The organism is Parablautia sp. Marseille-Q6255, assembly GCF_951230155.1.
Classification (GTDB): domain Bacteria; phylum Bacillota; class Clostridia; order Lachnospirales; family Lachnospiraceae; genus Choladousia.
Map to the genome: position 1 here is coordinate 220,235 of NZ_CATNVD010000001.1, position 20,092 is coordinate 240,326.

The 20,092-nt window shown below is 44.8% G+C and carries 16 protein-coding genes and 1 other annotated feature; of the genes, 1 reads left to right on the forward strand and 15 read right to left on the reverse strand.

Annotation, left to right across the window (positions count from 1 at the left end; genetic code table 11):
- Nucleotides 1-14 precede the first annotated feature (14 nt).
- Together QOX44_RS01125 and QOX44_RS01130 are read right to left on the reverse strand one after the other, a co-directional pair.
- Entirely contained in the window at nucleotides 15-1,520 is a 1,506-nt protein-coding gene (locus QOX44_RS01125; RefSeq protein ID WP_283680808.1) for an NAD(P)H-hydrate dehydratase, read from the reverse strand.
- Nucleotides 1,521-1,600: 80 nt separating this feature from the next.
- Complete coding sequence (locus QOX44_RS01130) at nucleotides 1,601-2,266, reverse strand: redox-sensing transcriptional repressor Rex (RefSeq protein WP_331488279.1); 666 nt, start codon at nucleotides 2,264-2,266, stop codon at nucleotides 1,601-1,603.
- A 245-nt stretch (nucleotides 2,267-2,511) separates the two neighbouring features.
- Here QOX44_RS01130 and QOX44_RS01135 point away from each other — a divergent pair, with 245 nt between their 5' ends.
- Complete coding sequence (locus QOX44_RS01135; protein ID WP_283680809.1) at nucleotides 2,512-4,422, forward strand: ABC transporter ATP-binding protein; 1,911 nt, start codon at nucleotides 2,512-2,514, stop codon at nucleotides 4,420-4,422.
- A 116-nt stretch (nucleotides 4,423-4,538) separates the two neighbouring features.
- Here the strand turns inward: QOX44_RS01135 and QOX44_RS01140 are convergent, their stop codons facing one another.
- The 13 genes from QOX44_RS01140 to QOX44_RS01200 all read right to left on the reverse strand — a co-directional run bounded on the left by QOX44_RS01140 (nucleotide 4,539) and on the right by QOX44_RS01200 (nucleotide 20,092).
- A complete protein-coding gene (locus QOX44_RS01140; protein ID WP_283680810.1) occupies nucleotides 4,539-5,261 on the reverse strand; it encodes an SH3 domain-containing protein in 723 nt (240 codons plus the stop codon).
- Between the two features lie 12 nt (nucleotides 5,262-5,273).
- Nucleotides 5,274-5,627, reverse strand: a complete 354-nt coding sequence (locus tag QOX44_RS01145) for a hypothetical protein (RefSeq protein WP_283680812.1) — start codon at nucleotides 5,625-5,627, stop codon at nucleotides 5,274-5,276.
- 11 nt (nucleotides 5,628-5,638) lie between these two features.
- Nucleotides 5,639-7,129 (reverse strand): threonine synthase, encoded by a 1,491-nt coding sequence (gene thrC / locus QOX44_RS01150; protein ID WP_283680813.1) that lies wholly within the window; start codon nucleotides 7,127-7,129, stop codon nucleotides 5,639-5,641.
- Nucleotides 7,130-7,222: 93 nt separating this feature from the next.
- Nucleotides 7,223-8,041 (reverse strand): cell wall hydrolase, encoded by an 819-nt coding sequence (locus QOX44_RS01155; RefSeq protein ID WP_283680814.1) that lies wholly within the window; start codon nucleotides 8,039-8,041, stop codon nucleotides 7,223-7,225.
- A 494-nt stretch (nucleotides 8,042-8,535) separates the two neighbouring features.
- Nucleotides 8,536-10,206: a 2-isopropylmalate synthase gene (locus QOX44_RS01160; protein WP_283680815.1), complete on the reverse strand. Its 1,671-nt coding sequence runs from the start codon at nucleotides 10,204-10,206 to the stop codon at nucleotides 8,536-8,538.
- Nucleotides 10,207-10,340: 134 nt separating this feature from the next.
- Nucleotides 10,341-10,592 (reverse strand) — a binding site (T-box leader).
- A 162-nt stretch (nucleotides 10,593-10,754) separates the two neighbouring features.
- The gene (gene rfbD, locus QOX44_RS01165) at nucleotides 10,755-11,696 is read right to left on the reverse strand and encodes a dTDP-4-dehydrorhamnose reductase (protein ID WP_283680816.1); all 942 of its coding nucleotides are present in this window, start codon (nucleotides 11,694-11,696) and stop codon (nucleotides 10,755-10,757) included.
- Nucleotides 11,693-12,286, reverse strand: a complete 594-nt coding sequence (locus QOX44_RS01170) for a hypothetical protein (RefSeq protein ID WP_283680817.1) — start codon at nucleotides 12,284-12,286, stop codon at nucleotides 11,693-11,695. Before QOX44_RS01170 ends, rfbD begins: the two co-directional genes overlap by 4 nt.
- Nucleotides 12,279-13,379 carry an AAA family ATPase gene (locus QOX44_RS01175; RefSeq protein WP_283680818.1) on the reverse strand — a complete coding sequence of 367 codons (1,101 nt, stop codon included), beginning with the start codon at nucleotides 13,377-13,379 and terminating at the stop codon, nucleotides 12,279-12,281. Before QOX44_RS01175 ends, QOX44_RS01170 begins: the two co-directional genes overlap by 8 nt.
- A gap of 397 nt (nucleotides 13,380-13,776) precedes the next feature.
- Nucleotides 13,777-15,696, reverse strand: coding sequence for a hypothetical protein (locus QOX44_RS01180; RefSeq protein WP_283680819.1), 1,920 nt, complete (start codon nucleotides 15,694-15,696; stop codon nucleotides 13,777-13,779).
- A 239-nt stretch (nucleotides 15,697-15,935) separates the two neighbouring features.
- Entirely contained in the window at nucleotides 15,936-16,823 is an 888-nt protein-coding gene (locus tag QOX44_RS01185; RefSeq protein WP_283680820.1) for a glycosyltransferase family 92 protein, read from the reverse strand.
- A gap of 12 nt (nucleotides 16,824-16,835) precedes the next feature.
- Nucleotides 16,836-17,456 (reverse strand): CatB-related O-acetyltransferase, encoded by a 621-nt coding sequence (locus QOX44_RS01190; protein WP_283680821.1) that lies wholly within the window; start codon nucleotides 17,454-17,456, stop codon nucleotides 16,836-16,838.
- A gap of 21 nt (nucleotides 17,457-17,477) precedes the next feature.
- Complete coding sequence (locus QOX44_RS01195; protein ID WP_283680822.1) at nucleotides 17,478-19,241, reverse strand: hypothetical protein; 1,764 nt, start codon at nucleotides 19,239-19,241, stop codon at nucleotides 17,478-17,480.
- A complete protein-coding gene (locus QOX44_RS01200; RefSeq protein ID WP_283680823.1) occupies nucleotides 19,220-20,092 on the reverse strand; it encodes a hypothetical protein in 873 nt (290 codons plus the stop codon). The genes QOX44_RS01195 and QOX44_RS01200 overlap by 22 nt, the downstream gene beginning before the upstream one ends.

Below are 20,092 nucleotides of genomic sequence, written 5' to 3' on the forward strand. Positions count from 1 at the left end.
CGAATCCCCCCTCGTCAGTCAAACCTCTGATCTTCCACCTGCTTTAATACAAAACCGATCTCTTCTGAAATATCCCTCGCGATCATCCCGTATGCGCCTCTCTTTTCCCTCGCAGCATCCCCTGCCAGTCCATGCAGGTATACCCCCAGTGAGGCCGCTTCAAACGCAGGCATATGCTGGGCCAGAAGCCCGCAGATCACACCTGTAAGGACATCTCCGGAGCCGCCCACAGCCATCCCGCTGTTGCCGGACGTATTCACGTACGCCTTTTTCCCATCCGAAACCACCGTACGGGCATCCTTCAGCGCACAGATCACGCCGTACTGCTGCGCAAACGATCTGGCAAAGCAGATAATATCATCCAGTATCTCCTCTTTTTCACAGCCTGCCAGCCGCATCATCTCGCCAATATGAGGCGTCAGTATCACCGTTGCCTTTGCGCCGTACAAAAGCTCCATACGCCCTGCCAGCAGGTTCAGCCCGTCTGCATCGATCACAAGCGGACCCGCACAGTGCTCAAGCACGTATTCCAGCATCCGCTCCTGTACAAATCCTGTGCCGAGCCCGGGTCCGATGCCTACTACATCTGCCCAGGAAAGCGCATCTGAAAGTCCCTCCGGCAGAGCATGCTCCGACTCCCATACCGAAACAACTGCCTCCGGCAGATAAAGCTGGACTGCCTGCCTGCTGCTCTTTTGCGTAAACACGCGCACCAGACCACTGCCGCTTCTGTAGGCCGCTTCTGCCGCAAGGCAGGAAGCGCCGCTCATCCCTTCACTTCCCGCGATCAGAAGCACCTTTCCGTACGTCCCTTTGTTAGAATACGGTTTTCTCGGAGCAATGCCTGCAAGATCCTCCCTCGTATAGGTAAACACAGAAGGGATACCGCTGTGAAACCGCCCTGCAGTGATCCCAATATCCCTGCACACAACGCTTCCGCAGTTCTGCGTGCCGGGATACAGCACATGTCCAAGCTTCCGGTAAGCAAAACTCACCGTCAGATCCGCCTGGATCGCGGTCCCCATGATCCTTCCGGTGTCCGCCCCGACGCCGCTTGGAATATCGACCGATACAATGCAGGCATCCTGTTTATTGATCCAGTCGATGACCTGTGCATACGCTCCTTCGATATCGCGCGAAAGCCCGATGCCGAAAACTGCGTCTACTATAGTAGTATATTCATGTTCCATGTAATTACTGCTGATTTTTATTCCGCAGTTTTCACATATCTGCCTTTGTATCCGTGTCTCTTCGGACATGGATGCTTCCCTGCCCGCAAAAGCGACACGGACCGGTATCCCCTGCGCGTCGAGCAGTCTCGCCACCGCAAAGCCGTCCCCTCCATTATTGCCGGAGCCGCAGACGACGAGCACACTGCTCAGGTCACAGCCAAACCGGTGCATCTCTTCTACCGTGCACAGTGCAGCCCGCTCCATAAGGACCAGCGATCCGATGCCGACTCTGTGGATCGTATCATGATCATACTGTCTCATCTGCGCTGCATTTAACAAAAATTCCATGGAAGCTCCTTTCCAAATGTTAAGGCCGACCGATCCTGTGACCTGCCGACCTGTTTGCCCCTTTTTTTCCTGCGATATGCCTATTTCTTTTTCTCCAGATGGTTCAGATTATAGGAAAGCTGCATCAGACTTTCTGAGAGATGGACATTTTCGACAACAACGTTTTTCGGAAGCTGCAGATCCGTATGAGCAAAATTCCAGATCGCCCGCACACCGCTTTCTACAAGTACCGGCGCCACCTCCTCCGCCCCTGTCTTCGGGAGCGTCAGCGCCGCGATCTTTATCTCATTTTCACGGATAAATACCGGCAGCTCATCGACCATACGTATCTCGATCCCTCGCACCGATACTCCCCGCAGCGTAGGGTTCACGTCAAAAATACCCTTTACCACAAACCCGCTTTTTTCAAAATTCACATAGTTCGCAAGCGCCTGTCCGAGATTTCCGGCTCCCACGATGATCATATTGTAGACCTGGTCAAGCCCCAGGATCCTCCCGATCTCACTGTAAAGATACTTGACATTATAGCCGTATCCCTGCTGTCCGAAGCCTCCGAAGTTGTTCAGATCCTGACGTATCTGAGAGGCTGTCACGTGCATCATATCACTTAGCTCATTTGACGAGATACGCTCTACATTTGCTTCAAGCAGATCCCCCAGATACCGGTAATACCGGGGCAATCTCTTTATCACGACTTTTGGAATAGAATGTTCGTCCACATTTTCACCCCTTTTCTCTTTGTGCACGATAGCGCCGCCACGTTTCAGACCGCGCATCATCCGTTCGGAAATATCAAAAATATTATACTAAATTGTGATTTTTCTGTCAATGACAGTGCGCACGGTTTTCACTACCCGGTTTCCCCAAAAAAACAGTTCTGCCCTCCGCTCAGATCAGAACTCGGATCAGATGCTGCACAGGTTCACTTTAGATATTGTCTTTTTTCTTTTTTTCGTTATAATAAAATAGAACTTTCAAAAGGAGAACAGCTATGATACTTTCATGTCAAAATATAGTAAAATCATTCGGAACTGATGTCATCATAAAAGGCGGGTCCTTTCACCTGGAGGAACACGAAAAGGCTGCTATTGTAGGCATCAACGGAGCAGGGAAAACGACACTGCTGCGCATGATCGCCGGGGAATCCGCTCCGGACTCCGGTACCATAACACTCTCAAAGGGCAGAACCCTCGGATATCTCAAACAGCACCAGGACGTAAACAGCACGGCTACGATCTATGAAGAGCTGCTTTGTGTAAAAGAGGAGGTGCTGCAGATGGAGCGCAGACTGCGCGCCATGGAACTGGAAATGAAGCATCTCGAAGGAGAAAAGCTCCAGAACCTGATGGAGCAGTACAACCGCGTCTCAACAGAGTTTGAGCATCAAAACGGCTACGCCGTCCAGAGTGAGGTGACTGGTGTCTTAAAAGGTCTGGGCTTTACCGAGGACGAATTTTCCAAGCAGATCTGCACACTATCCGGCGGTCAGAAAACACGTGTGGCGCTCGGCAGACTGCTGCTGTCCGCGCCGGACGTCCTGCTGCTGGACGAGCCGATCAACCACCTTGATCTTACCTCTATTGCCTGGCTGGAGACATACCTGCTTGGCTACAGCGGGGCCGTCCTGATCGTTGCACATGACCGCTATTTCCTCAACCGTGTTGCCTCCAAGATCATCGAGCTCGACAACGGATGGATCTCTTCTTTTTCCGGCAATTACTCCGACTATGCCGAAAAAAAAGCGCAGCTTCGCGAAACTGCATGGAAAGCATACCTGAATCAGCAGCAGGAGATCCGACACCAGGAGGCTGTCATTGCAAAGCTGAAGTCCTTCAATCGGGAAAAATCCATCCGGCGTGCAGAAAGCCGTGAAAAAATGCTTGAGAAAATCGAGGTGCTCGACAAGCCCTCTGAGATCCGCACAGATATGCACCTGCACTTTTCTCCACAGGTCACAAGCGGCAACGATGTGCTCAAAGTAGAGCACCTCTCAAAATCCTTCCCGGGAAACCCGCTGTTTTCCGATCTCTGCTTCACCGTCAGCCGCGGAGAACGGATCGCGATCATCGGCGACAACGGCACCGGAAAGACGACCATCCTGAAAATCCTCAACGAGCTGGAGCCTGCCGACAGCGGCACGTTCACACTTGGCAGCAAGGTACATATCGGTTACTACGATCAGGAGCACCAGCTCCTGCACATGGATAAAACACTCATAGAAGAAATCTCTGACGTCTATCCAGATATGACCGGGACTCAGATCCGCAACGTCCTGGCTTCCTTCCTCTTTACCGGGGATGATGTATTTAAGCGTGTACGTGATCTAAGCGGCGGTGAGCGCGGCAGACTTTCTCTGGCAAAGCTGATGCTCTCACAGGCAAACTTCCTGATCCTCGATGAGCCGACGAACCATCTTGACATTACATCCAAAGAGATCCTGGAGGAAGCGCTGCGCAACTATACCGGGACTGTGCTCTACGTCTCCCATGACCGTTATTTTATCAACCGCACAGCCACCCGTATCCTCGAGCTGAAAAATCAGACGCTGATCAATTATATCGGCAACTATGATTACTATCTGGAAAAGGTCGAGGAGCTCACAAAAATCTACGCTCCTGTTTCTGAGCCTGCCGCAGCCCCTGCGGAGTCCTCCGGCTCCCGTGAGGACTGGGCGCGTCAGAAGGAAGCGCAGGCAAGGGAGCGCAAACGCCATAACGAATTAAAAAAGACCGAGGACCGCATCGCCGCGCTGGAAGAACGCAGCAGCGAGATCGATACACTCCTGACACAGGAGGAGGTCTTTACTGATGTTGCAAAATGCATGGAGCTTGGCAGAGAAAAGGCTGCCCTTACCGAAGAGCTCGACGCCCTGTATGAGCAGTGGGAAGCTCTGTGCGACTAAGCTTCAGACAAACAAATGCTGCATTATGCAAAAGGAGTTGCAGATAACATAGCCTCCTGCATAATGCAGCATCTCTTTTTTTATTCTTTTCGCGCTGTGCGCGCTTTTTTGACTTCTCAGCTAAGGAACTGACGTCCCATATAGCCGATCATCCCGTCTACCTGAACCTCTGCCCAGCCCTCAACCATACCGAGGAATTCTACCGTTGTCCCTGCCGAATATTCTGCGACCACTTCATAGTCATAGCCCGGACCGCTGCGGAAATTGCATGCCTGGTTCAGCGTCATATATACCGGCTGGGCCTCAGTCGGCGGCTGTGTTTCTGTCTGTACCGGCTGCGTCTCCGGCTGAGTTTCTGCCTGTGCCGGCTGTGTCTCCCCGGACTGCTGTGTCTCAGACTGCTGCGCCCCATTTGACGAAGCGCTGACATTCTGATCCGCAGAAAGTCCTGCGAGCGCAGCTGCATCTGTATTTACGTCACTGTCTCCCTGTGACGCCGCATCTTTGGATTTTTCGTCTGTCTCTTTCTGCACTCCGGTCTGCGTCTCACTCTCCTCCTCAGACTGCTCCCCGGACGCCGGCTTCTTCTGCCCTTCTGTCTGCTCCTTTTGCGTCTGCAGCTCTGTCTCTGTCTGCGCATCCGCCTTTGCAGGCTTTTGCTCCTTATCCTGCTGTGTTTCCTTCTCTGTCAGTATCTCAATATTTTTCCCCGCTGTCGACGAATCATAATTCTGATACACTCTGACTCCGATCCAGACGATCCCTACAAACAGAGCGCCGGCCAGAAACAAAAGAATGTAGCGCAGATAATCTGACAGCCATTCTTTAAAATGCTTCATATGTACCTCCTTCTACCAGAAAACTCTGGACGCTTTTTTGACCGCAACGCAATACCACACAACACACGCGATAAACACAACGATCGTGCCCAGATAAAGCACCGGGCTGTTCAGCTTCCCGTAATCCTGAGCAAGCCCGACCGCTCCGCTTATGACTGCCAGTCCGCCCAGTATGATCTGTTTTGCCCTCATATACCGGATAAAGCCTGCGACATCCTTGCATTTTTTCATCTCCAGATCTTTAGGCATCAGCGCATTTTCTTTGAGCTTCCCTGTTTTTATCATTACAAAGCTAAGATACAGGATGTACACTCCGCACAGAAGGATCATCACATCCATCAGCCCCATAATCGAACTCGTATTCATCTTTCTTCCTCCTAAGCAATTCCCAGAAATTCTTTTACCGCCTGCTCCATCTCTTCTTTCTCGATCACCCGGTCATGGAGCACCGGAGCATTCCGGATCTCTTCGATCGCGCGCGGGACCGCCGTGCCGGACAGCTTTGAAAGCTCATCGATCAGCGCAAAATCATCCATCTGACCGTACGCCCCGTCAATCGCCTCCATGACGCTGCGCGCAAATTTATAAGGGCTCGCTGTAGCTGCGATCACAGCAGGCGTCGTATCATTTTGTGCTTCCCGGTACGCATGGTACACACTCGATGCAACCGCTGTATGCGGGTCAAGGACGTAACCTGTCTCCTGATAAACCCGCCCGATCTCCTGCGCAGTCTGCTCACGTGTTGCAAAGCCTCCGCAAAAGTCCTTCATACGCTCCCGCATCTGCGGCGTCACAGTATACGCTCCTGTGCTGGCAAGCTCCTGCATCAGCTGTGCGTTTTTCTCCGCATCATCCCCTGCCGCACGGTAGATCAGACGTTCCAGATTGCTCGAAACCAGAATATCCATCGACGGCGAGGTGGTCAGGACAAACTCCCTGTTCCGGTCATATGTACCGCTTTCAAAGAAATCATACAGCACTTTGTTTTCATTGGAAGCACAGATCAGCCGCCCCACCGGAAGCCCCATGTTCTTTGCATAAAACGCTGCCAGGATATTGCCGAAATTACCGGTAGGTACGACTACATTCATCGGCTCACCCGCTTTTAATACGCGACGCTTCAGCAGACGCCCATATGCATACACATAATATACGATCTGCGGCACCAGACGCCCGATGTTGATCGAATTAGCTGACGAAAAACGAAATCCTGCCCGATGCAGCTCCTCGCCAAGCGCTTTATCACCAAACAGATTTTTCACGCCTGTCTGCGCATCGTCAAAGTTGCCCCGGATGCCGATCACACACGTATTGTCTCCCTTCTGTGTGACCATCTGCTTCTCCTGCACTGCACTGACGCCGTCTTTTGGATAAAATACGAGGATCCGTGTGCCCGGCACATCTGCAAATCCGGATAACGCAGCTTTTCCTGTATCCCCGGACGTCGCGGTCAGGATCACAATCTCCCTGTCCTCCTGATTCTTTTTTGCCGCTGTAGTCATCAGATAAGGCAGGATCGACAAAGCCATATCCTTAAATGCGATCGTTGCTCCGTGGAACAGCTCCAGGTAATAGGCGCCATCCGCCTCATGCACAGGCACGATCTCCGGCGTATCAAACTTTTCGTCATATGCACACCGGATGCAGTACTTCAGCTCCTCCTCTGTATAATCGCTCAGAAACTGCTTCATAACCGCATACGCAGTCTCATGGTAAGTCATATCTGCCAGTGCCTCCAGCGAAACATCCAGGCCCGGAATATACTCCGGCACATACAGGCCGCCATCCTCAGCAAGTCCCTTGAGCACTGCCTGCGAAGCCGTGACCACATTCCCGGCATTACGTGTACTTCTGAACATTACATTCATTTTCCCTCATCCTTTACTATATTTTTTTATGCCCTTGAGTATATCATAAGAAAAAGGCTGTTGCAACGAAAACAACAGCCTTTTCCCATCTTCTTATACATTATCCACGTACTCTTTAAACGTGTAGTACTCATGCCCGCCGTATTCGAACATCCGAACCAGACTGGAATCAAACCAGGTGAGGTTCGCCTGCTCCGCAAAGCTGCGTGCAACAAAGAATAAAGCGCCCTGTGAATAATCTTCTCCCTGAAGCACTCTGTCAACCGCCTCCACTGTCTCCGGTGTAACAGAAACGCTGTGGATACGCCCGTCCTGTGTCGGCTGGAACTGTGCCTCCTGCCATACCACTTCACAGATCGTGTCAGGAAAATGCGAATCACGTACTCTGTTCAGCACTACACCGGCCACCATCATCTTGCTCATAACGTCCCCGCCTGTTGCTTCTGCCTCTACGATCTGCAGCAGAGTATGATACTCATCCGATGACATCTGATTCTCATACACCGTCTGCTGTGCATAATAGCCAAGCTCTCCGGCCGTCTTCGTTCCCTGTGTGATGGATGCCCTGTGGATCTCCTTTCTGTCCACTTTACTGAGTCCTGCCAGTACCTCCTCATTCGCATCTGCAACGCTCAAAAGCCTGGTAGCATCTGAATACTGCTCCATATCTGCCACGCCGCTGACAACTCCCATAAGCCCGGTCTGAAACTGCTGCGCCCTTCCACCTTCCCCAAAAGAGGAATCTACAGCATATACCCGGCTGTGCCCGCCAGCGTCGAACTCAGAAATAATAAGAGCAAGCGCCCCGACCAGCAGCGCTCCGAACAGCGTCAGCGCTGCATTTCTGATGTACCGGCAAATGATGCGTCGTGTGAAATCAACTGCGGATTTCTTTGCGTCTTGTAACAGCATATAAACTCTCCTGTTGTTTATTGCATCGGCAGCCCCCTGCCTCTGCTCCTGTGTCCCCCCGTCTGCATACTGCCCCACAACGTACCTGTATTATACAAAATCCAGAAACACTATGTCAATATATCTTTCACAATTTCGTAACATATTACTTTTACCATTTTTTACCATTCCGCTTTTATTGTACATATATCATAATTTTATCCTATATTAAATAAATATTTTCATATATAATCACAGTTCTCTTTTTGACATTTTAGCAATATAAACAGATGTTACTTTTGTACAACCCACTGTTTTCTCGACATTTTTTGCATCTCCGGCAGTTTTTATGTGATTTTATGAGGTATTTTTTACATTCGTTAATATTTATGTAATAACTTGTAACTTTATGGCTCTTTCTGTCGTATCCCGGTCACAAAAACAGGCTGTGCATAGCCTGCAGCCTTACCTCCTGCTGCAGGCCATTTGCACAGCCCGTTCCTTTTCTGTCGTTTCTATTTTGTATGGCTGGTCGCCATATGATTGATCGCAGTCAGAAGCGCGTCTACAGATGCCTTAATAATATCGACATCCAGGCCTGCGCCCCAGTGTACCTTGCCATTTTTATCCCGGATACCAACGTAAGCGATCGCGCGTGAGCTTGAGCTTTGCTCCAGTGCATGCTCCTCATACGTCACAAGGTCATAATCCAGACGGAAATGCCGCTTGAGCGCATTGCTTACTGCATTGAGGCGTCCATTTCCCGAAGCCACGATCACACTCGTTTTTCCTTCAAAGGTAGCCGTCACCTCAGCAATTATGCCATTGTGCTGTTTGAAATGCAGCTCCCCGATTCCATAGGGTTCCCGGATATTTTCAAATTTTTCCTTAAACAGACGGAAAATTTCCTCCGGCATCAGCTCCTTATGCTGTGCATCCGAGACGCCCTTTGCCACATATCCCATAGCCTCGCGCATCTTTTTCGGCAGCTTCAGACCATAATGCTGCTCCAGAATGTATCCTACCCCGCCCTTGCCAGACTGGCTGTTGATGCGGATCACATCTGCATCATAAGAGCGTCCGATATCCGTCGGGTCAATCGGCAGATACGGTACAGTCCAGGTCTCACACCGGTTCTCCTCCCGGTACTTCATCCCCTTTGCGATCGCGTCCTGATGCGACCCGGAAAACGCTGCAAATACGAGAGCTCCGCTGTACGGGCTTCTCTCATCTACCTTCATCCCGGTATACTCCTCGTACGCCTCTGTCACTGCCGTCATATTCTGAAAATCCATCTGCGGATCTACACCCTGCGCATACATATTCATTGCCAGCGTCACAATATCTACATTTCCAGTCCGCTCCCCGTTCCCGAAAAGCGTTCCTTCGATACGGTCCGCCCCGGCGAGGATCCCCATCTCTGCATCAGAAATACCGCAGCCACGGTCATTGTGCGGATGCAGCGAAAGCACGACATTTTCTCTGTATTTCAGATGATCATTCACATATTCGATCTGGCTTGCATAAACATGCGGCATGGACATCTGCACCGTACTTGGCAGATTAATGATCGCCTTGCGGTCCGCTGTAGGTCTCCATACGTCAAGCACCGCATTGCACACCTCCACAGCATAATCCACTTCTGTTCCGGTAAAGCTCTCCGGGCTGTATTCAAAGCGGTAATCCGCGCCCTCCTCATCCGCAAGCTTCTTTAACAGCTTTGCGCCGTCTACTGCGATCTGTAAAATATCTTCTTTGGATTTGCGGAACACCTGCTCACGCTGCGCCAGCGAGGTGGAATTATAGACATGCACGATCGCGTGCTTCGCACCTCTGAGCGCCTCAAAGGTCTTTCGTATGATATGCTCTCTCGCCTGCGTCAGCACCTGGACTGTCACGTCGTCCGGGATCAGGTCATCCTCGATCAGCCGTCTCAGGAACTGGTACTCCGTATCAGAAGCAGCCGGGAATCCGACCTCGATCTCCTTAAAACCGACCTTTACAAGAAGCTGAAAAAACTTCACCTTCTGCTCCAGCGACATCGGCACAACAAGCGCCTGGTTGCCGTCACGCAGATCCACACTGCACCATATCGGCGCGTGATCCACGTACTCCTTCTGTGCCCATTTCATGCTGGAAACAGGCGGCATAAAATACTGTCTCGTATATTTCCTGTAATTCATCATGGCTGATCTTCTCCTTTTCCTATTCTGATTTCCCGTAAAAGAACAAAATTTTGCATCCTGTCGCATCTTGCTTTTATGATATAGGAAAATTTTCACTTTCCCGTATCACAAAAAAACGCCTCCCAGGCAAACGCCCGAGAGACGGAAGATAACAATTCTTTCGCGGTACCACTCTCATTCATGATCACTCACACACTCTGTCAGATACAGACTCTCATCTATATCCGGCCCGGATAACGGCCGGGATACCGTCTGCGCCTACTCTCCTGCGGATTTGGGGCAGCCGCTTGGGAGCGAGTTCTGCTCATACACTCTGACGCCTCACACCCGCCGGCGCCTCTCTGAAAGACCTGTATCAGCATACTATTCTCCGTCATCGCATTTCACACTATATGATATTTTATCGTATTCCGCTCACTGCGGTTGTTGTTATCTAATCTAACATCGCTGCAGGATTTTGTCAAGGGAAAGTTTTACTAAAGTAAAGCCTTAAAATCAGCCGCTACAAATCAGCCATCTGCACTGATCCGAACATTTGCGCCGGCAAATTAAAACTCGATCAGCCGCAGGTACCTTTCCAGCGCATCCTGCCAGGTTGGCAGCGGCTCAAATCCATTCTCTGCAAGCTTGCTCTTATCCAGCCTGGAATTAAACGGACGCTTCGCCTTAGACGCACCGTACTCCTGCGTCGTCACAGCCTCTACTGTAATACGATCCTCGCCGTACTCCTCATGTCCAAGCGCCCTCGCCTGCCGGAAGATCTCTTTCGTAAAATCATACCAGCTGATATAGCCGCCCTCATTCGTCGCATGATAGTAACCATACTTGTCCGTCTCGATCATATCCACCAGCAGGCGCGCCAGATCATATGTGTACGTTGGCGTACCGATCTGATCACAGACCACACGCAGATGATCGTGCGTCTTTCCGAGATTCAGCATTGTCTTGATAAAATTCTTTCCATTTACGCCAAACACCCATGCAATGCGGACAATAAAGTACCGTTCCAGATTCTCTGCAACAGCCAGCTCCCCGTCAAGCTTCGTCTGCCCATACACATTAAGCGGCTCATATTCCTTGCAGTCCGGCTCCCACGGCTGTGTCCCCAGCCCATTAAACACATAATCCGTAGACAGATAGACCATCTTGCAGCCAAGGCGCTTGCACACCAGAGCGATGTTCCTGGTTCCATCCACATTCACCCGGCGCACCAGCTCCACCTTATCATCATCCTCTGCCATATCAACGGCAGTCCACGCCGCGCAGTGCACCACTACGTCCGGAGCAGCCTTTGTAATAATCGCATCAACCGCCTCCCGATCCGTAATATCCATCTGCACATACGGCATCGTCACCACCGGCGTACCATCTGCAATCCCGCCGTAGACCGGAGCGATATCCGATCCAATCCCTTCGTATCCTCTTTTTGCCAGTTCATTCATCACGTCATGGCCAAGCTGGCCTGCTACGCCTGTTACAAGTACCTTCATACGTTTTCACTCCTTGTTAAATATTCTTTTTCAAATTCATTTGGCGTGTATGTAAAAACATTCCGAAAATAAATAGTTTTAAATTTTTCTAATCCAAAACGGATAAAAGGCTGCTTCGCCTTTTTAGAAAAATAATTACTGATAACTATCCTTGAAGGCGATGACTCGCAACTCTCAACTACTTCATCTTCTCGTATATCTGAATTTCTCTGTTCATTATAAACCAGAATAAAATCCATATTTTCTCTACAGAATGAAACAGTCACATTCATAATATCATTAAATATTAACAGACTATCATAAATCTTTTTACGAATACCATACGCCTCTTTCCCATTAACATGCCCATTCTTAAACTCAATAAAACAGTATTCTCCGTCTATCGGCTCTAACAAAGCATCACTTGATGATGGTGCCTCTGTCAAAGACATTTCTTTGATATACGCATTTTTTACTGCATCAAAATTAACCGCCACCATTTCCGAAGGAAGCATGTAGTTTCTCTCTTTCCTGCTGTCATCTAAAGAAATAGTTTTTAATGTTGCGTAATGTTCCTTAAAAACAGGTCCTGCGTCTAAATGTTTATTCATCCTGATACTCCAGATTTTCTAATTCCTGTAAAGGCCTTGCCAGTTTTTTGTAAATAGCTTCTGTTGAGTTCGTTACATCAACAGCTTCAGTCCTTCCACATGTTTCTTCCATAAGATAATATCTGCACCTGTCTGCGATTTTATATTTTTGAGAAAATACCTGTATGGCATTTAGAAAATAAGGACTGTGCGTATTTAATAAAATGTTCGTCTGAAAATTTTTTTGCAATAGTACAATCAACTCTGCAAAACGAAGCTGCCATTCCGGATGCAAATGGATTTCCGGCTCATCCATAACAATAACGCTCTGATCCTGGATTGAACCATTTTTTAATAATGTCTGTAAAATAATGAAGCTTTTAATACCGGTAGATAAATTAGCAATTTCTAATTCATCTTTTAAGCAGGGCGACTTATACCCATATGAACGTCGATGCCCTCGATCACTTTGACATAACTCCCCATCGCAAACACTACTCATAGTCGAAAAAATCTGCTTCAGCTTATTCTCTGTAACTAATTCATCCAATGCACCAAAATCATTTCTTTGCTCAACGTTTCTAAGCTTTTTTAACAAATGGTTTCGATGATCATACTCTCCTTGAAAATCTGTAAGCCAAAGCCACTGCGAATTCAGCTCATCTAAAATAAACGGATCATCAATATAACATATTCCTTTTACAATATTAAAAAAATTATTAATTTTGACATCCGAGTTATGAAGACTTTTGATTTCTATTTTGTTGTCCTGAATGTCTAATGCAACATAGGAATCCACGTCCTGATCATTTAGATAACCGATTTTCATACCAAACTCTGCATTAAAACGTTTTTTTACGATCATTTCCCGAATCTCTGCTTCATCAATTTTAAGTAAAGTCAGTATTCTGGAAGATAGGCCAGACAAATCTTCATCCGACAGAGCACTGCCTATTTGTTGTTTACTTTGAATATAAAATTCCTTCAGTTCATTTTGCAAGAGCTCTGGATTTTGCAAAAACTTCTTACGCTCAAAAATGCACCGCTGCGCAAATGGAGCACAGTTTATATCGGATGCCGCCCACTCTGCACGTTCATAATAAAAAGTGTTCATACGTCGTAAAATACTATCCTGTCGTTCTAAAAACACCTGCTCTTGGATTTTATAAAAAGAGTCAAAAATAAAACAACATTTTCCCTATCGTGCTTTTTCCAGTATTATTTTCTCCTGCAATTACAGTAATCCCCGTAATTCAATATCAGCGTTTTCTATTTTTCCGATGTTTTTTAACTTAAGCTTCATTTCAAAACCTACCTTTACTATGCTCTTTCTTAGTATACCTAAATCACACAGCCTTGTCAATATTCATTCAAAATGTTGCATTTTTCAACATTTTACCAAAAGCTGTAACCTTACGTATACAATCAACGAATGCAAAGCAGAAATAAATCCTTTTACATATCACATACTCCACCGAAATAGTAGTGACTTACATCCAAATCAGCTTTCCTTATTTACTTCCTTCCAACCTTTTATTCTCTGGCAGATATTCTGTCATCTCATATCCCAGTTCCTCAAGGGCATTTTTTAATCCTTCCCCCTTCACATAGATAATATCATACTTTGCATTTTCGTAATCAAAATCAGCAAACAAGTAATAATCCCCCTCATACCAGGTCAAATCAATGTCATCATGATCGCTGATAATAAAATAATCAGTAAGCCCTAATTCCTCTTCCTGCTCTTTTCCAAACATCTGATAGCTCATGAGTTGGGACTGGTAAAACTGTATCTTGATACCCGATAGCTTACCTTTTAGAACATATGGGTATTCCTGCGTGATCTCCTCCTCAAACTCCTGCATAAAATCAACAACTTCCGCAGTTGCATCCATCGTATAATCATTTGTAGCCTTCCGTACCTTTACAAAATTCACCTGAATCAAAACAAGATCACTGACCAAAATTATACTAAGCAGAACATACGGCGCCCACTTCTTTTTGATACATGACAAAACCAAAGCGGTGAACATCAATCCAATTCCTAAAAGGCTGATTGCCAGTAAAGCTTCCCGGCCATATTTCTGCCCCCACATAATCTTTTCCGGAGCTTTTATCTTTTGAAAAGTATTCAAAATAATTGTATTATAAAGATAACCTTTATACTTAACCGCCAATGGCAAAATTTTCTGAAACCAAACAAAAAAGACTGCCAGCGCACTCACACCGCAAAAAATCTTTCCTTTCCACCGGATCCAGTCCTTTCTGATACACAGAGCGTAAAGTGCGACAAAAATAATCATCCCTGCTCCGCAGATCGCATATCGATCATAGAGCAATCGATCTACTCGTTTTTCCAATGTTCCAGTCGCAAATGATAAATATGTGCCTTTGAAAAACAATGCTCCTACTGCATAATATCCCAAAAATACCAGCAAACAAAAAAGTACTGACACTTTTTCATTATCCGTCACATTTCCATCGTGATCCGCCACCAACTTCCAGACTACAATCCCCGAAACAACTATTCCAATCAGCACAAGTCCCTGTCCTGACACAAGCAAAGTATGTAGCCAGCTAATACAAAGCATAAACAGATCCTTCAGCATATCATATGAGAAAAAAGAAAAATATGCCTTCATATCCGTCGACTCCAAGGCATTTGCATTCAGCCCACTGATCGAATACAGCGCAGATTTAAACAACTGACCCGTACAAGAATCCACCGCAAAACAAATTACTGATACAACCGCCAAGGTCATCCAGCTTATAGACTTTTTCTTTAAAAATATGCGTACTGCTATTGCTGTCAGCAAAAGCGCGATCAGCACCACGATTCCCCGTGTATGCGCTGTATAAGAATACACTGCAAAAAAAACTGCTGCTATCGTCCAAAGAACTCTTCGCATCTCCTTGTCCTGCTCCGCAGCCCGGATCGTCTCGAAAAAAGCCAATAAGACATACCATGGCAACACACTAAGCAGAAAATCTCCTCTGTAGTAAAAAACGTACAATGCAATAGACGGAACCAGACATACCGCCGCTCCCACTAATGCAGCAATTTTCTCAGACTTTACCGATAGATGGCGCTGACATATCACATAGACAACTGGTACAGTACTTACTTGTATCATACTCTGCAAAACCATACTGAGCCGATAGATCATATCCGGATCTTTCAGAAAAGCAAAAAACGGTATCGTCAATAATGCCTGTCCAAAACGATAATACAAACCGCCCAAAGAGGTAACCATCAAATGCCAGTCATAACCACCAAGCCATGCTGCATTCGCCATCGTCGTTGTCTCATCACTGATAACCGGAACTGTAAGCTGCCACGCCATAGCAAGTAATACAATTCCAACCAATACCGTAGTTATTATAATATACCTGTTTTGTTTTTTTCTCTGCTCTAATTTGTTCTCAATCATCTATTCAACCATCATATTTCCATTACTTACTTTCCTTTAAGCGCTACAGTTCCTTATTGCACCTTCCCTTTTCTTGTCTATGGCAAGCTTCATCACATCCCGAAAACGCTGAACTGATGTATCTTTTTTATTATTTTTCAATCATTTTACTGACTCTCACCTCTAAGGAAACCCGTAATATTACACCCTGTGCTAATTGCAACTTATTGTATACTTTTTTGAATTTCATTTATAATTCTCTATTTTAACTGAGTTTCCATTTGTTGTACATAGTACAACATAGAATCATCAAATATCTCATTATTATCATGAGCATAAAACTCTTCTATAGTCCGCTTTTCGTCTGATTTATCTGCTTTACCAAAGCTTCTACGCTCTACCCACTCTTCTTTTGATTTTGTAAAATAATGATTAATACGTATTTTATTAATCTGCTCAACAGGATGTGACCATCCCTTCACCTTATTTCCGTTTTCGTCTATAGAATAATAGCCGTATAAATATGTAGGAAAATGGGGCTGTTTATATTTATATACCTTTCTTGGATTAACAATTGTTTTTATACAGTTATTTCCTTTTCCATCTTCCGCTGCTCTATACAAATAATTTTCTAAAACTCCCCCCTCTGGCCTATGCTCCAGTCCAGACGAACCAAACATACGCCAATTCACTGCCAATCCCCCAACTGATTTTTTAGCTGGAACATTCAAAAGTTCGTCAATAATATCTTCTAATCTTTGAGCTTTGTTCATTACAAATAAAAACTCATCTGCATCTATAAAAGCCATATAACGGCAATCATTTCCATAATGTTTTAAAGCATAATTATATGCCGGAAGCTGCCTGTTCCTTCCCTCAAATGGAATAAAATCCACTATTCCAGACTCAATATAGTGCACAAGTTCTGCTTTTGTACTATCAGTGCTTCCATTATCAAACAAATAAAAATGTGATACACCTATCATAGTGTGATAGGTTACCCACTCTTTAATGTAAGCGCCCTCATTTTTTATAATTGCAACAATTGCAATCTGATGCCTATACTCTCGAGTTTGAGTTCTAAATCGTTCCTTTATTGTTCTGTAAAGTCTCTCCGGTGCTTCCACTACATAACTAATTTTTTTCATCTAATCCATCCTCTATTCCCTATGTGGCATCCAGCTTAGTTGCTCCTTGTCATTCAATGGTGTATACAATTTTTCAATATTTTTTTCAATCATATCCTGACTTAATTTTGAAAAATCTATTTTAAGCAATTCTGCTCTCAGCCCCTCCTCAAAACGATATTTCACAACATGTGCCGGTACACCCCCAACTATAGCATACGGTGGAACATCCTTACTTACAACGGCTCCTGCTGCTATAATCGCCCCCTGACCGATCGTTACTCCCGATAATATAATCGCATTACAACCAATCCATACGTCATCGCCAATCCTTATGTCGCCTTTTGATTCTCCTTCTAGCTTTGCAGTGTGTGTACATTTAACTTTAAATGGAAATGTTGAAATATTTTTTGTTGAATGGTCTGCGTCAAGAATGATTTTTACTCCTGGAGCAATCGAACAATAATTTCCAACATACAATCTTGCCGTCTCTCCAAAATTTAAAATATCCAGTCCTCCATACGTCCCATTTCCTACTTGAACGCACTTCATAGAAAAAAGATTTACAGCTGACGTAGTATTATGCGAGTTTTGCTTTCTCCATTTTCTTTTAAAAAAATATCTTTTTATTTTATCATTAACAAAACGAAACACAGCTCCTACCTCATTTCTAAACTATCTTTTTTGGCATAACAATAACGTACCACTTTGATCAAGCACATCATATTCCTTTATAATATCCTGTAAAACAGGACACTCAGAATCGATAAATAAGGTCTCTGCTTCCCCTAATTTATCTTCATAATTATATATATCTACACAAACCACTGTCTTATCCTGCATAGCAAATTGTAGTGTACTGCGGTTTGCATCTTTATTAAAATCTCCTTGCAGCATATAATATACGGTTTCATTCTCACTATTATTCAAATACACTGCATTATCTTGAAGCATCCGCAGAACATCCTTTTTTATATCCTGCCAATTTTCAATATGCAGCTCAAAAATAAATGCTTCGTTATTATAGACAAACAGAAGCGCCAGACTCAAAAGACCATAAGCAGCCTTTGTCCTATATGCATAAAGAAATATAATAATAAGCAATATGCCTGTCATGATCCACAGCTCGCCTATAAATTTTCCTAATAAAAACGTATTACCTTCTATATAGCGCCCCATTGCAATACAATTTAGTGAAAACGGCGTCATATCCGGCTGCCATAAAGCCAAAGCAACAATATATGCTATAATCGTATCAAGCACTGCTCCAAATCCGATAACTAACATCTTTTCTTTGACTTCTGTTCGCCAAAAATTCAACAAGTTACCAAATGCAAGCAAAATAACTGGTCCTGTCAGCGACTCCGAATATCTCCCATATATTGTAGCATCATTTCGCACAGTAGGATACATTCCTATCGTAGTGATCGCAATCATTCCCATTATACTTAACAGTACATACTGCAAAACTATCGTTTCTTTTGTATTCTCTTTTTTGATACAATTATGTATCCAGCTATAAGCAACAAGGTATACTCCCAAATAGGAAGCAAACGAAAAATATAGGAGCTTTCCAAAAGCCAGTAAAGTAAAATCTAAAAAATTTTCAGGACTGGAAAAAATCAACTTCAGCTTATCCATCTGTCCACTATAATCATTTACATTCTGCGCACTAATTTTACTGCCTACCACATCTTTTGCCCACAATGCAGTTTGTGTATACTCCTTTATCCATGATGCAAAAAACAAGCCTAAAATGATTATCACACCAGCAATAAGAAGCTGTTTTTTAGAAACTCCTTTTTTATATACGCAATATACCAGCATCATACTGGATGCAATTACTATCCCTACCATTCTCTGATGAACCATATAGATTAAAACATTTCCAATAAGAAACAGGTAGAAATATCTGTTTTTTTCAGTATATAAATATTTTACAAAGCAAAACATGAGCAACCATGTAAGCAATAAAATCAGTGTCTCTGACCAGGCTATCTCCGCTTCCACCACGGCACCTGATGTCAGTACAGAAATCATAGAAAGCACGATATTCATCCGAACATCTATTTTAGGATATATCTGTTCTGCTGTCTTATACGCCAATGCAAATGCTATAATCAAAAACAACACATTGAGGAAAATTGCAGCCCGGTACAGTATCACAGGATTTTTGAATATAGCAAATAGAGGTGCTAAAATCACACCGTATCCAAATGAATAATAATTTCCATATTGTAATATCCCAGACCAGTCATGTCCGGCAAAATAAGCTGCATTTCCCCAATACCCCATCTCATCATCGTTTACCCACGGGATATTCAACTGATTCAGACGCAGGAGCTGAAAACCTGCAATAAGTGCAGCTGCTAAAATCCACCATAAAATTTTCTGTTTTCTTTGAGCAGAGACACTTTCTATTTTAAACTTTGAATCCATAGAGCAAAATCTTCCTCCGAAATTTCTTCGATTTTCTTTTCAAAAAACATATTTGAAAATGTGTACTTATCTCTCCAGTCCTTTGATTTATTCGCAGGATATACTACGGTCATACAGCACTTTGAATATGCCAAAAGATCACATAGTCCACTCCTCAGACCAACAAAGTAACCTCCGTATTCCGTAGCCAAATACATTTCATCCAATCTAAGCGAAATTCCTTCTGTCCCGTCAAGAGGATATTCACTGTTGTCTTTGACATTCGTCAGAACCTGAAATCCTTTTTTATGATAATGCTCTACCAACTGATTCCAAAGGTCTTTTGAGATCAGAGGAACCGATACTGCATACGGTGCAAGAATTACTGTCTTACCCTCCAAAAGATGATATTGTTTTATAATTTCCTCTTTTCTGTCTGGCTTCCAACTAAACTGCGGTTGTTCATATGTAAGTGCAGTATCTGGAATACCCATAGAAATATTCACAAGATCACAGATAGAAAGATCCTTATACCCCAAAAGCTGTTCTCCGTCCGGTGGTAAAATAAAGTGAATATTTCTAGGTAACATCTTTTGATTCGCCAAACGATCCATAATTCCTATCACATTACCCTTTTCATAATGCTCTGAATCAATATATTTTTTATAACCTTCTGCAATAATTCGATGATTTTCCTGTAAAATCAAATGGATTGCATTTTTCGGATACCACGTCTTATAGTCATGTAGCTTAGATAAGAATACCACCGTATCCCCAATCCCCCTACTGCATAAAAAAAACTCCTGCTTTTTATACTTTGTTCTAAATAATATTTTTACATATAATTCATACAAAAAGTTTTTTACACTCAT

What these genes read in the sequence shown, in the direction of transcription:
- QOX44_RS01125 (WP_283680808.1), bottom strand. Translation starts at nt 1,520, where the DNA reads ATGGAATTTTTGTTAAATGCAGCGCAGATGAGACAGTATGATCATGAT.
- QOX44_RS01135 (WP_283680809.1), top strand. Translation starts at nt 2,512, where the DNA reads ATGATACTTTCATGTCAAAATATAGTAAAATCATTCGGAACTGATGTC.
- QOX44_RS01140 (WP_283680810.1), bottom strand. Translation starts at nt 5,261, where the DNA reads ATGAAGCATTTTAAAGAATGGCTGTCAGATTATCTGCGCTACATTCTT.
- QOX44_RS01145 (WP_283680812.1), bottom strand. Translation starts at nt 5,627, where the DNA reads ATGAATACGAGTTCGATTATGGGGCTGATGGATGTGATGATCCTTCTG.
- thrC (WP_283680813.1), bottom strand. Translation starts at nt 7,129, where the DNA reads ATGAATGTAATGTTCAGAAGTACACGTAATGCCGGGAATGTGGTCACG.
- QOX44_RS01155 (WP_283680814.1), bottom strand. Translation starts at nt 8,041, where the DNA reads ATGCTGTTACAAGACGCAAAGAAATCCGCAGTTGATTTCACACGACGC.
- QOX44_RS01160 (WP_283680815.1), bottom strand. Translation starts at nt 10,206, where the DNA reads ATGATGAATTACAGGAAATATACGAGACAGTATTTTATGCCGCCTGTT.
- rfbD (WP_283680816.1), bottom strand. Translation starts at nt 11,696, where the DNA reads ATGAAGGTACTTGTAACAGGCGTAGCAGGCCAGCTTGGCCATGACGTG.
- QOX44_RS01170 (WP_283680817.1), bottom strand. Translation starts at nt 12,286, where the DNA reads ATGAATAAACATTTAGACGCAGGACCTGTTTTTAAGGAACATTACGCA.
- QOX44_RS01175 (WP_283680818.1), bottom strand. Translation starts at nt 13,379, where the DNA reads ATGAACACTTTTTATTATGAACGTGCAGAGTGGGCGGCATCCGATATA.
- QOX44_RS01180 (WP_283680819.1), bottom strand. Translation starts at nt 15,696, where the DNA reads ATGATTGAGAACAAATTAGAGCAGAGAAAAAAACAAAACAGGTATATT.
- QOX44_RS01185 (WP_283680820.1), bottom strand. Translation starts at nt 16,823, where the DNA reads ATGAAAAAAATTAGTTATGTAGTGGAAGCACCGGAGAGACTTTACAGA.
- QOX44_RS01195 (WP_283680822.1), bottom strand. Translation starts at nt 19,241, where the DNA reads ATGGATTCAAAGTTTAAAATAGAAAGTGTCTCTGCTCAAAGAAAACAG.
- QOX44_RS01200 (WP_283680823.1), bottom strand. Translation starts at nt 20,092, where the DNA reads ATGAGTGTAAAAAACTTTTTGTATGAATTATATGTAAAAATATTATTT.